This is a genomic window from Colwellia sp. PAMC 21821, assembly GCF_002077175.1.
Taxonomy (GTDB): Bacteria; Pseudomonadota; Gammaproteobacteria; order Enterobacterales; family Alteromonadaceae; genus Cognaticolwellia.
In genome coordinates this window covers 4,717,854-4,731,340 of the sequence record NZ_CP014943.1, presented here as the reverse complement: position 1 = coordinate 4,731,340, position 13,487 = coordinate 4,717,854, and the positions used below count along the sequence as shown (strand labels likewise).

The 13,487-nt window shown below is 40.8% G+C and carries 10 protein-coding genes; 8 read left to right on the top strand and 2 right to left on the bottom strand.

Going from position 1 to position 13,487, the window contains the following annotated elements; all coding sequences use genetic code 11:
• Positions 1-377: 377 nt before the first annotated feature.
• On the bottom strand, positions 378-1,244 hold the full coding sequence (locus A3Q33_RS19765; protein ID WP_081181755.1) for a LysR substrate-binding domain-containing protein: 867 nt from the start codon (positions 1,242-1,244) through the stop codon (positions 378-380).
• A 280-nt stretch (positions 1,245-1,524) separates the two neighbouring features.
• Between A3Q33_RS19765 and A3Q33_RS19760 the strand changes: the two genes are divergently transcribed.
• The 7 genes from A3Q33_RS19760 (at position 1,525) to A3Q33_RS19735 (ending at position 10,818) form a co-directional block, all read left to right on the top strand.
• Positions 1,525-1,851, top strand: coding sequence for a DMT family transporter (locus A3Q33_RS19760; RefSeq protein ID WP_081181752.1), 327 nt, complete (start codon positions 1,525-1,527; stop codon positions 1,849-1,851).
• A 220-nt stretch (positions 1,852-2,071) separates the two neighbouring features.
• The gene (locus tag A3Q33_RS19755; RefSeq protein ID WP_081181749.1) at positions 2,072-3,202 is read left to right on the top strand and encodes an S-(hydroxymethyl)glutathione dehydrogenase/class III alcohol dehydrogenase; all 1,131 of its coding nucleotides are present in this window, start codon (positions 2,072-2,074) and stop codon (positions 3,200-3,202) included.
• Positions 3,203-3,288: 86 nt separating this feature from the next.
• The gene (gene fghA / locus A3Q33_RS19750) at positions 3,289-4,128 is read left to right on the top strand and encodes an S-formylglutathione hydrolase (RefSeq protein ID WP_081181747.1); all 840 of its coding nucleotides are present in this window, start codon (positions 3,289-3,291) and stop codon (positions 4,126-4,128) included.
• Positions 4,129-4,220: 92 nt separating this feature from the next.
• Positions 4,221-5,816, top strand: a complete 1,596-nt coding sequence (gshA, locus tag A3Q33_RS19745) for a glutamate--cysteine ligase (RefSeq protein ID WP_081181744.1) — start codon at positions 4,221-4,223, stop codon at positions 5,814-5,816.
• A gap of 141 nt (positions 5,817-5,957) precedes the next feature.
• Positions 5,958-6,884 (top strand): bestrophin family protein, encoded by a 927-nt coding sequence (locus A3Q33_RS19740; RefSeq protein ID WP_081181741.1) that lies wholly within the window; start codon positions 5,958-5,960, stop codon positions 6,882-6,884.
• Positions 6,885-6,925: 41 nt separating this feature from the next.
• Positions 6,926-7,072: a hypothetical protein gene (locus tag A3Q33_RS20675; RefSeq protein WP_155866815.1), complete on the top strand. Its 147-nt coding sequence runs from the start codon at positions 6,926-6,928 to the stop codon at positions 7,070-7,072.
• 296 nt (positions 7,073-7,368) lie between these two features.
• Positions 7,369-10,818 (top strand): M36 family metallopeptidase, encoded by a 3,450-nt coding sequence (locus A3Q33_RS19735; protein ID WP_081181739.1) that lies wholly within the window; start codon positions 7,369-7,371, stop codon positions 10,816-10,818.
• A 214-nt stretch (positions 10,819-11,032) separates the two neighbouring features.
• Here the strand turns inward: A3Q33_RS19735 and A3Q33_RS19730 are convergent, their stop codons facing one another.
• Positions 11,033-11,386 (bottom strand): DUF1428 domain-containing protein, encoded by a 354-nt coding sequence (locus A3Q33_RS19730; protein ID WP_081181735.1) that lies wholly within the window; start codon positions 11,384-11,386, stop codon positions 11,033-11,035.
• A 284-nt stretch (positions 11,387-11,670) separates the two neighbouring features.
• On the opposite strand from A3Q33_RS19730, the gene A3Q33_RS19725 reads away from it, so the two are divergent.
• Complete coding sequence (locus tag A3Q33_RS19725; protein ID WP_081181732.1) at positions 11,671-13,365, top strand: NAD-dependent malic enzyme; 1,695 nt, start codon at positions 11,671-11,673, stop codon at positions 13,363-13,365.
• Positions 13,366-13,487: the final 122 nt, after the last annotated feature.

The window sequence follows — 13,487 nt, the reverse complement described above, 5'->3', positions numbered from 1 at the left end:
GTTCGTTTCGATGGAGGTATCATATACCTTTTCTAATAAGTTATAATCCCACCAAATGTAAAATTACTTTTACTGCATAGTAACAGTTAACTGTTTAGGTAACTATTGAGGTAACTATTTAGGTATAGCGGTTGAGTCATCTGCAGATAGACTAAGATTAGCCATAGCTAATGCAGACAAAGGCAGCGGAGTTAAGCTACTGATTGTAATTTACGTGAGTTGATTTACGGCTGAATATGTTTGGCTATATATGGCAATAGCCAAGCATTAAACTGCTGTCAAAATAAACGCGCCTTTGATTTTCGCCATGTTATAGGAGATGTTGTGCATTAAAACGGACTGACTCAGTTAATTGTGCTGGCTCGAAATAAATAACATCAAAGCAGCTGCTCAGCCAAGTAGTCTACCAATAACCTTATTCTCGGTGATAAATGACGATTTTGTGGATAGACCGCCCATATACCTTCATCAGGAGCTCGGTAATTGTCTAATAAAGCCACTAGTTTACCGCTTTGTAGATGCTCCTCAATATAATAATCGGGTAATTGTACTATGCCTAAGCCTTTCAAAGCCGCATCGGTTAAACAATGGCCATTATTATAGCGTAGCCGACCTTTTACACGGACACTTTTTTCTTTGCCTAATTCGCTAAAGTGCCAATAATCAGGTGTGCCTAATAAACAGCTATGTTTACTAAGCTCAGATATAGAGTGGGGGATGCCATGGGTGTCGAGATATTGAGGAGATGCACAAACATAGTTGCTGCGTGTGCCTAATTTTTTTGCCATCATTGACGAGTCACTTAACTTGCCTAAGCGGATAGCTAAATCATAACCGTCTTCTGATAAATCGATTTGTCGGTTGCTTAAATAAGCCGACACTTCCACATCGCTATGGCGCTTTATAAAGTTATTCACCAGTGGCAATATGCGTTGCTCGCCATAGGTTACCGGAGCGGTTAATTTAATTTTACCTTGCGGCTTTGACTGTAAATTAGTTATTGCACGCTCTGCCGCATCTAAGCCATCGAGCACGCTGCGACAATGTTGATAAAAAACCCGTCCTTCTTCCGTTAAAGAGACTTTGCGCGTGGTACGGTAAAATAACTTTATATTAAGGCGTTTTTCTAAAGCACTGATTTGGCGGCTAACTTGCGCGGTTGATATTTCCATTTTCTTTGCAGCCAAGGTAAAACTTTCATTTTCGGCGACATAAACAAATTCGCTAATACCTTCCCATTGCATGATTATTACCTATATGTACAAGTGATTTTACAAATTAGCATATTATCATCTTGTAGGAAACAAATATAATAGCCGCATCAAAACAAGTTTGCCATGACTTACTTAAGTAAAGGTCAAGCCTACTTCATACATAAATAAAGCATATACCGGCTCCACCTCAATATGCTCCGAAACTGCATCTTGAAGTGGAACGTGTATAAGTAAGTATAAGCAAAGTTAAATAATTTACCGTATTGCTAGCGCAGTTATTGCAGTACATAAAATATAAGAGGACGAAGCGATGAGTTGGATATTTCTTTTGTTAGGGGTTATTGCTGAAGCAATGTCTCATGTGGCGTTAAAAGCAACCGATGGCTTTACCAAGCCAGGCGCCAGTGCGCTAGTCTTATTAGGGCACTTAGCGGCATTTATGTTTTTAGGGCAAGCGATGAAAGGTATGCCGATTGGTATTGTGCATGCGTTATGGGCAGGGCTAGCCATTATAACCGTGACGTTATTGTCTACCGTTATTTACCGTCAGCATCTAGACTTAACAACATGGCTTGGAATGGCATTAGTCGCTATTGGCATTGCCATGATTAATATTTCTCAAGGACACAGTCATTAAGCGAAACGAATTTTTGTCTCTCGCCAGTCAATAAGCGTGTTAAGAGGCGTAAGCAAGCGTTATAGGTAATAATGTTGCTTTATTGTTACCTACTGGTAAAAGTGAATTGCCTATTAGGTGTATTATCATCATTAAGTAAGAAGAGTAGACTAGCTTCATAGTAGAGGTTAGCCTTTGTAAGAAACGATTAAAATATCAACAATTAAAAGTGAGAATAAATATGACAGATAAATTTATTAAATCTAAAGCCGCTATTGCTTGGGGTCCTAAGCAACCGTTATCTATCGAAGAAGTCGATGTAATGTTACCCCGCAAGGGTGAAGTATTAGTGAAGGTGATTGCCTCGGGCGTATGTCATACCGATGCATTTACGTTATCAGGTGATGATCCAGAAGGCATTTTCCCGGTTATTTTAGGTCACGAAGGTGGTGGTATTGTTGAGCAAATTGGTGAAGGTGTTACCAGTGTGCAAGTCGGCGACCATGTTATTCCGTTATACACACCAGAGTGTGGCGAATGTAAATTCTGTTTATCGGGTAAAACTAACCTATGTCAAAAAATTCGTGAAACCCAAGGTAAAGGCTTAATGCCTGATGGCACTACACGTTTTTATAAAGACGGTCAGCCAATTTTCCATTATATGGGCTGTTCAACGTTTTCTGAATACACAGTATTACCAGAAATTTCGTTAGCAAAAGTCAATAAAGAAGCGCCATTAGAAGAAGTTTGTTTACTTGGTTGTGGTGTTACTACCGGTATGGGCGCGGTAATGAATACCGCGAAAGTTGAAGAGGGCGCAACGGTTGCTATCTTTGGTCTTGGCGGTATTGGTTTATCAGCGGTGATTGGCGCAACGATGGCAAAAGCAGGTCGTATTATTGCCATTGATATTAACGAAAGTAAATTTGAGTTAGCGAGAAAATTAGGCGCTACGGATTGTATTAATCCGAAAGATTATGACAAGCCTATTCAAGACGTGATTGTTGAATTAACCGATGGCGGCGTTGATTACTCGTTTGAGTGTGTCGGTAACGTGAACTTGATGCGCTCGGCGTTAGAGTGTTGTCATAAAGGTTGGGGTGAATCAGTAGTGATTGGCGTGGCTGGTGCAGGCCAAGAAATTTCAACCCGTCCGTTCCAATTAGTGACTGGTCGTGTATGGAGAGGCTCAGCATTTGGCGGTGTTAAAGGGCGTACTGAGTTACCTGATTACGTAGAACGTTATTTAGCCGGTGAATTTAAATTAAGTGACTTTATTACTCATACCATGGGCCTTGAAGACATTAATGAAGCGTTTGATTTGATGCACAAAGGCGAAAGTATTCGCACTGTTATTCATTTTGATAAATAAGCGTCTTTTTGATCAGTAAGATGCATTTAGTTAACTAATCAAAAGCTCTCTTAAGAGAGCTTTTTCTATCCTTTTGAGGCTTTACCATGACAATAGAGAATATCAGTGTAAACAAAAGCTTTGGTGGTTGGCACAAGCAATATAGCCATCAATCGAAAACATTAAATTGCGCGATGCGCTTTGCTATTTACTTGCCACCGCAAGCCTCAAATGGCGAAAAAGTACCGGTATTGTATTGGCTTTCGGGCTTAACATGTACTGATGAAAACTTTATGCAAAAAGCCGGTGCACAGCGCATGGCTGCCGAATTAGGTATTGCTATTGTTGCACCCGATACTAGCCCTCGTGGTGAAGGGGTTGCTAATGATGAAGGTTATGATTTGGGCATGGGCGCGGGCTTTTATGTTAATGCCACTCAAGCACCTTGGAATCGTCATTACCAGATGTACGACTACGTAGTGAATGAATTACCGGCCATTATTGAAGCCTCATTTCCGGTATCAAATAAACGTGCTATTAGTGGCCATTCAATGGGCGGACACGGCGCATTAACTATTGCCATGTTAAACCCAGAACGTTATAGCTCAATGTCGGCGTTTAGCCCGATTTGTAATCCCGTAAAAGCGCCTTGGGGCAAAAAAGCTTTTACCGCTTATTTGGGCAAAGACAAAGCAACGTGGCGTAATCATGATGCTAGCGAATTAATGCGCAAAGCAACGCATTTTATTCCCGCTAAAGTTGACCAAGGCGGCGCGGATGACTTCCTTAGCGAGCAGCTAAAGCCTGAAGCATTAGAAGCCGCAGCAAAAGTTAATGATTACCCGTTAGCGTTGGCTGTTCACGAAGGTTATGATCACAGTTACTATTTTATCTCATCATTTATTGAAGAACATTTGCGGTTTCATGCGCAGCACTTAAGTAAATAGCGCTAGATCCAACTGTATTAGAACCAACTGTATTAGAACCAACTGTATTAGATTCAACTGTCTAGATTGATTTATTTTAAAGGAAAGCCTGCTTGTCCGATTTATTACAAACTCGTTTGCAACACCTCAAATCACCTAATGGCTTAGCACTTTTAAGCCAGGTCCAACGGGGAATTGAAAAAGAAGGCCTAAGAGTTACACCAAAAGCTTTGATAGCACAAACCGGCCACCCGGAGGCTCTTGGGTCCACATTAACGCACAAGAGTATTACGACAGATTACTCGGAAGCGTTGCTGGAATTTATCACGCCTGTGTGTCAGCAAGTTGATGACACTATCGACTACTTGAGTGATTTGCATCATTTTACCTTGCGCCACATGCCGGATGAATACCTTTGGCCTGCCAGTATGCCCTGTCGCCTAGAGGGAGAAGCGAGCATACCCATTGCCCAATATGGCAGCGCTAATATCGGTCAAATGAAGCATGTTTACCGCCTAGGCTTATCGTATCGTTATGGCCGGACAATGCAAGCGATAGCGGGCATACATTATAATTTTTCAATGCCTGATAACTTTTGGCCTTATTGCCAGCAAGTTTGGGGTGAACAAGGCGATGTACAAGCGTTTAAATCGCAGCGCTATTTTGACTTGATCCGTAATTTTCGTCGTCATTCGTGGTTATTAGTCTATTTATTTGGCGCCTCGCCGACTTTGGACAATAGCTTTATGGGGGATAAAAAGACCGATAAGTTAGACACATTCAGCAACAACACCCTTGGCTTACCGTTTGCCACTTCGCTTCGAATGAGTGACTTAGGCTACCAAAGCGAAGCGCAAGCAAATTTAAATGTTAGCTATAACAATTTAGATAATTATGTCGACGATGTTACCAAAGCAATTGCTCAGGGTTACCCTGCTTATGAAAAAATTGGCATTAATGTTGACGGCAGCTATCGTCAGCTTAATAGCAATGTGCTGCAAATTGAAAATGAATATTACAGCGAAATTCGCCCTAAGCGCGTAACACAGTCAGGCGAACAACCGATAGTGGCACTTAAAGAACGGGGCGTTGAATACATTGAAGTCCGTATTCTTGATACTAATCCATTTTTGCCAGTGGGTATTGATGCGCAACAGATCCGCTTTCTCGATGTGTTTTTGTTGTATTGCCTTTTGTCTGAAAGTGCAGCATTGAGCGTTACGGAATCGGATGAAATTAAAGCGAACCAGCAGCGTGTTGTTCGTGAAGGGCGAAATCCTAAATTAATGCTGACGCAAAACGGCCAACCTGTTGCATTTACAAAGGCCGCGAACGGGTTATTGACACAGTTGCAGCCAATAGCGGATTTACTCGATAAAGCCCATGAGGGGCAATCTACTGATGCGATAAACGATAAAAGCCAAACGCACAGCCAAGCCCTAATTGAGCAAATAGCTAAGGTCGGAAATAGCGAATTAACACCGTCAGCTATGATGATGGCCGCGGGTGAAAATGGTGATGAATTTATCGACTTAATGCTAGCACAAGCCAAGCTACATCAAACTTATTTCAGTGAACGTGGTTTATCTAGCGCAATGGAAGCACAGTTGCAGCGAGAGACGATTGAGTCCATACAACAGCAGAAATTACTTGAAGCGAGTGATGTTATTTCATTCGAGAAATTTCTTGCTCAGCAAAATGCTCGATAAATGCTTAAACTGATAACTAAGATTGGTATGCCGTGTTCGTTAAAAATACTGTTCTACTAATGGGGGTGTTCGCTTAGTAAGCGCACAGACGTTTGATCTCTCCCTAATAAAGCTAAATCTAATGTTAAACCGGAGGCAGTCATGATTGTTCGAGATAAACCTAATGCGTTTAAACTGTTGTTTATTTTACGTGGCTCCGTTGTGCCGCTTATATTTGGGCAAATCGCCTTTTTTACCCTGTTAGGTGCTGTGGTTGCTGCTGCGCAATACTACTATCCGGTTATATTTCCGACTTTTACCTTATCGCCATTAGCGCTATTAGGTGTGGCCTTATCGTTATTTCTGGGTTTTAGAAACAATGCTAGCTATGAGCGTTGGTGGGAAGCACGCAAGCAATGGGGCCAATTGGTTATCGACGCGCGCAGCTTATCCCGCCAGGTGACGTCATATGTAGATGAAAGTGCCAAAGGTGGTGCTGAATTACAGCAACGGATGATTTATCTGACGATCGCGTTTAGCCATGCCTTAAGACATCACTTACGACAATCTGATCCGTGGAGTGATATTGAAAAATATCTTAATCCAGAGGATATAGCCGCGCTGCGTAAATCACAGAATTTACCTGACGCACTGCTGCGCTTAATGGGGAAAAAACTCGGTACTTGTCGTCATAAAAACCTATTATCTGACTTTTTAATCCAAACTATCGACGATAATATTACTTCAATGGCTACCGTGCAAGCGGGTTGTGAGCGCATTCAAAGTACGCCGCTACCGTTTGCTTATATGCTACTGGTGCAACGTACCGCCTACCTCTATTGTTTAATATTGCCGTTTGGCATTGTTGGCTCAATAGGGCTGATCACCCCGTTGTTTTGCGCCATAATCGCCTATACATTTTTTGGTTTAGATGCGTTAAGTGAAGAGTTAGAAGAACCCTTTGGTCTTTCCGCTAACGACTTACCGTTAAGTTCGATATCCCGAGGTATTGAAATTAATTTGTTAGAGATTTTAGGGGTAACAGAGTTACCAGCACCTATTCAACCGATAAAGCACCGACTTATTTAAGTGATTGTTTAACTGATAAATAACTATTTAAGGAATTTAAAATGAAAGCAACATATCGTGTCTGTCGATTGATGAGCGCAATCGCCATTATATCTGCGTTATTCGCGCCAGTTTTATTCGTTTTAATGACGGATACTGAGAGTTTATTTAGTCACTATAACAATACTATTTGGTCAAGTTACCAATAATTAACTAGGTTACAACCATCTATCTGAACTTTATTTTAGAAGTCGATTACTTTTCCTGAAACTATATAGGAAGATGTTAATAGTAAGATATCAGCATGTTGAAAACTTGAATAAATAACACTAGGGGTTTTTACCTAGCTAGTCTGAGGGGAACACCCGATTAACCTTTGTTGAAAAAATGGGCACTGTGGTTGAGTGAACTACTTTCTTACCCATAAAGTGTCCATGAACGTGAATATTGTTGATTAATATCTAGCTTCACGTTCAAGGATACAAAAAACATAAAGGTTATTAAGATGAAAACTACACTACTCTCTAGCGCTATAGCGTTTGCCCTTGCTACACCTTTCACAGTTTTACCCACCGACGCTTATGCTGCTGAAATTACAGACAGTGCAAAAGCAAATAAAATCTTAAATTTTGATATGGTTGGCGTGCCAACACTTAATCAGCTACAAGATACCGCGTTTACTAATTTAATGGCATTGAGCACAACACAAGCTCAAGCCATTAACCAGTTTAAAGCGTCAAACCCTAACGCGCAGGTTTCAGTGAACAATATGACTGGAACCATTGATGCTATGACGGGCATGGCCATTAAAACTTCAGGTAACTCGGCAGAAAATATGGCGCGTAATTTTATTGCTGACCATCAAGATATTTTTGAAGGCTTGGGCAATGACCAATTACAATTTAATGCTAACCGTTCAAAATCTGCTTTAGGTGGCCAAGTTGTTCGTTTCGACCAAATGATCAATGGCATTAAAGTTGAAGGTAATGGTGTCGGCGTTGTAATCGATGCAGACAATAATGTTCGTGGCGTTATGGGCCCGTATCAAAAAGCTTTTAACGTTGCTAGCCAACCTGAACTTTCTGCCGACGCTGCAGTTTTAGCAGCCAGTCAAAATTTACTACAATTTCAAAAAGATATTCCTGCGGCGGCATTAGATGTATTAACACCAGCATTTGAAACTATTGCCACGAAATTAGGCGTATTTAAAACCCCAATGCCTGAGTTACGTTTTGTACAAACAGGCGAAGGCCATAGTTTGGTTTGGCAGTTTTATTACTATTCAACCAATCCATTTGGTGTTTTCAAGTACATGATTGACGCACAATCTGGCGACGTACTTTACCGTGAAGATCAGGTCCGCACTGCAGAAGGTGATGAACCTACCGATCAATATGCTGATTATTTCCCAACCTTTCCACCCATTACGAAAGAATTACAAGACAATTGTGAAATCATCGATGAAGACGGCGGCTTAACCGGTAAACCTCAAGACTTATTGCGCATTAAATTAAGAAAATTTGATGATACTAACCGTATTACTGGTGTTGAAGGTGTGTTGACAGGTAAACATGCGCTTATCGGCAGTGCCTTACCAACAAGCTCACCGTTTGCTCAAGCTGCTTTAGGTACGTATTATTTTGATCGTGATGAAGCGTCAGTCTATGGCCGCGTAGATGAAAAAGATCATACCACCGGCTCAAAAGTACATTTTGATGGCATCAGCCAGTTTATTTATATTACTAACTTATTAGAATATTTGGATTACTTACACAAAGATGGTGATGCGGTTCATGCGCGCGGTTTTGGTAGTGGTAGCTTCCCGGATCAGTATCCAAATGAGTCAACACCATTGGTGGGCGTTGTGCATATTCCTAATGTTTTAGACGCACCACAAGACCCTAGCGACCCTGAGTTTCTAAACGACTTGTTAAACTTAGATAATGCTTTCGCTATTCCACTTTCACAAGATGTTGCTGGTCAAGAAGTGGTAGTTAACCCAACGTTTTATGGTCACGGTAATCTTTTTAATAACTTAGCAATAGACTTTAGTGTGCCAATTCATGAAGGTACACATGCGACTATTACGCCAATTGCTGGTTTTGAAGGTAGTCCAGAAGGTGGCGGGTTAAACGAAGGTCAAGCGGATTTATGGGCTTATACTATCGGTGAAACGCCAGATTTAGGTACTTACCCCGTTAATGCTTGTAAGTTAAGAGATGTTTTACGTGCAAGTAATGTTGACCCAGACTCTTTTGAGTATATTCGCAGTGGCCAAAGTCAATTGCGTTATTCTCAATTAGGCACGCGTGGTAACACCTTTGAAGTACACAGAGACGGTGAGATTTATGCTGGTGCAATGTGGGATTTACGTGAGTTAATGGTAGAGATGTATCCAGCAAACGACTTTGTGCGCCCTGATCCTGTCACAGGTGAAGCAACACAAGTGGCTAGCTTAGGTAAAGAAACGTGGGAGCGTATCTTTTTAGGCTCTATGTATGTATTAGGTGTTAGTGCGCCAGATACTTTTGTTAAAGCCCGTGATGCAATGTTAATTGCTGACGCTATGTTATACCCGGCAAATTCCGTTGATGCGAATTCTCTAGGTAAGCACCATGCGATAATTGAACGCGTATTTGCTGCTCGTGAATTAGGTAAAAATGCCCAAGCTCCACTTGGCGGCGTGCAAATGATTTCAACCGCAGTCAGTGATTTTACTGCTAATCAAGCAGCCCCTGCAACACCACAAAATATTGTTGCTGATATTGTTAATCAAGACAGCATTAATTTGACGTGGGATAGTGTTGATAATGTCATTGGTTATCAAGTATTGAAACGTAAAGGAGGCAGCCCAGCGCGTCTATTTGCTGGTGTTCCTGGCCGTGAATATATAGACGGTGATTTAACTTCAAATGGTTATACCCATGTTGAGTTTGTTACAGAGCCGAGCTACTTAGATAAAGGCCAAGGTTTTGGTCGTGGCGCAGGTCAAGGTATCGAATCATTTGATTTTCAATATGTTGTACGTGCAATTAAAGCCAATGCTTCTGGCCAAGTTGGTTTTTCTGACTTATCAGGTACAGCAAAAACTAAACTTAAAAATAGAAATGTCACTAAGGATGTACAAGCACGCATCAGTAATGTCACGTTCTCGCTTAGCGAATTTGCTTTTGACAATACCTTAACTAACAATGGCTCAAAAGTGATATTTGGACCTATCAACTTTGATATTGTTTCGATTAGCAGCCCTAACGTGTCAGTAAATAATGCTGATAACGGTGGCAGTGGTCAACGTGGTGATAGAGCACGTTTCATTTACAATGATGCGGTAGAACCAGGTATGGACTCAAGCGCTCGTAATTTGAGCTTTGCTAATCCATTAGCTGAATTATTTACCTTCAAAGCAAAAGTATTCGCGAAAATAGAAGGGCAATCACGTGCCGCCAATGGTAGCCAAGTGTCAAATGATACCTCTGAAGCTGCAGAACGTGAGGTGGTTTACCATGCTATTTCTGAGCATAAAGGTTTAGTCGCAATCGGTACAACTGATGTATTAGTTGCTGATGGCGTTGACTATGTTGATGTTAACTTTACCGCATTAAATAGTGCAACAAGTGCAGTAGCAACCTTAAGTGCAGATACTGATGTAGGTGGTGCTTATCCAGACCTTGACTTCTCTATGTTGGACAGCGAAGGTAATGTCTTAGCGACCTCTGGCAACTTAGGCGCGTCAGAGCAAGTAGGCAGCACGGTTGTTGGTGGCGAAACTTACACATTACGTGTCAAAGGTTATGCAAATGGACCAACACAATTTACTATTGTGCTAGACCAAATGGTAACTGATGCTGCTGATGCCGGTAACGAATCAAGTTCAGAGAGTGCGCTTGAAGACAGTGGGGTTGAGCTGGTTGAGTTTATGGTGAATCCAGTGAATGGTACTATTATTAAGCTTTAAGCTATCAGCTTTCAGTCTTAAGTTATAAGTAAAACAGTAATAGCCCACTAATTTAGTTAGTGGGCTATTTTTTTAGTTAAAGAATTATTATCTAGGGCAGGTTCAACACGTTCTTAGAATTGTTATCAAATACATTTAAGCCTAGAGTAAAGGACTATCGATATGTCAGCGAGACTTAAGCTGATAACAGGTAATGCCTGATAGATTAAACTTGTTATTTTTCTAATATTGTTTCAAAACTGCCAAAAATCATGCGTTTGCCATCAAAAGGCATCGTCATATTTTCCCAATCCATGCGGGTATCTGCCATGACTTTTTTCATACCTGTTTCTCTTGCTTCTTTTGACGCCCAAGTGACCCACGAAAATACCACGGTCTCATCAGGTTTACATTTAACCGCCATTGGGAAAGAGGTGGTTTCGCCATCAGGGACGTCGTCGCCCCAATTTTCTACTACGGTTAAGGCGCCATGTTCTTTAAAAATAATCGCCATTTCTTCAGCGAGTTTTAGGTAGCTGCTTTTATTTTTAGTGGGTACAGCTAATACAAAACCGTCTACATAAGCCATATTTCATCTCTTAATTTTATCTCTTCATTATAGATTAGCACTTTCTAAGCATTGTGCTACCAACACTGTTAACATATTTAAACTTTAATTTATTATGTTATAACTTACTGAAAATATTTGTTTTTATAAGTTTAAAACTAAGGTTGGAGGACGTATTAAGGTCATAGTAAGTATAAAACATGATAGTTATCTTGATATCAAGATAATCGTTTGCTATCTTGATATCAAGATACTATGAATGTAGCTATTCTCCCTTCAACCTTCCAACAAGAGTTATAACAACAATGAGTGATAACCCAGCTTCAAATTATTTATATATTCCACATTCAGGCCCTGCTTTACTTGAAGCTCCATTGTTGAATAAAGGCAGCGCATTTACTGAGGTAGAGCGAAAGAACTTTAACTTACTGGGCTTATTACCACCGCGTTACGAGTCGATAGAAGAACAAGTTGAAAGAGCTTACATGCAATACAAAAGTTTTGATGAGCCATTAAATAAGCATATTTATTTACGCGCGATTCAAGATACCAACGAAACCTTGTTTTTTCGCTTAGTTCAAGCTCATATAGAAGAGATGTTACCGATCATTTACACACCAACGGTGGGTGATGCATGTGAAAAGTTCTCCGATATTTATCGCTCATCCCGTGGGCTATTTATTAGCTATCAAGACCGTCATATGATTGATGACATTCTTAGAAATGCGACCAAGGGCAAGGTTAAGGTTATTGTGGTAACCGATGGCGAACGAATTTTAGGACTGGGCGATCAAGGTATTGGTGGCATGGGAATTCCGATTGGTAAGCTTTCATTATATACCGCCTGTGGTGGTATTAGTCCTGCTTACACTTTACCTGTGATGCTAGATGTAGGCACAAATAATAAAAAACTATTAAACGACCCTATGTATATGGGCGCTAAACATGAGCGCATCGGCCAACCAGAATATGATGAATTTTTGGATCTATTTATTCAAGCTACTCAGCGCCGTTGGCCAGAAGTGATGATCCAATTTGAAGATTTTGCTCAGCCTAATGCCATGCCATTACTTAAGCGATATCGAGATAGCGTGTGTTGTTTTAATGATGACATACAGGGCACAGCTGCGGTTACTTTAGGCACAATATTAGCCGCTTGTCGAACGCGTAATACTAAGCTTTCTGAAATGAAAGTGGCCTTTGTTGGCGGTGGTTCAGCCGGTTGTGGTATTGCAGAAATGCTTATTCAGCAAATGTGTTTTGAAGGACTAAGCGACCTAGAAGCACGTAAACAAATATTTATGGTTGACAGATATGGCTTGTTAACTGAGGGGATGGCTGACTTACGTGATTTCCAAAGTGCCTTGCAACAGCCGTTATCTTCGCTTGAAGATTGGAATTATAGTTCAGAATATCCAGCATTAATTGATGTTATTAATTGCGCTAAACCTGATATTTTAATTGGTGTATCAGGCCAGCCAGGCTTGTTTACCGAACACGTAGTACGCAGCATGAAACTGCATTGCGAGCGTCCTATCATATTCCCGTTGAGTAATCCTTCAAGACAAGTTGAAGCGACACCAGCACAAATAATTGAATGGACCGATGGTGAAGTTGTGGTTGCAACGGGCAGTCCATTTGAGCCAATTACACATAATGGTAAACACATACATGTTGCTCAATGTAACAACAGTTATATCTTCCCAGGCATAGGCTTAGGCGTAATTGCTTGTAGTGCTCGTATTATTAGTGACGAAATGCTAATGGCGGCGAGTAATGCACTTGCTGATGCTTCACCACAAGCTAAAGATATTAATGCGGCATTATTGCCTCCAATGACCGATATTGGTGAGCTGAGCCGCAATATCGCATTCACGGTTGCAAAAGTTGCCATGGAACAGCAGTTGGCTTTACCATTAACGGATGAAGTCTTAATGGAAAAAATAGAAAGTAACTTTTGGCAGGCTGAATACAGATCATATAAGCGAGTTTCAATTTAGGTTTTTATATGTAGAGTTATTACAGTGATATAAATATAGAATCAGTTTTATCGCGCTAACATGCCTAATAACCGGCATTAATTGCGATAATAATGACTGCCGTGTAAACGTTAAGGTATCTA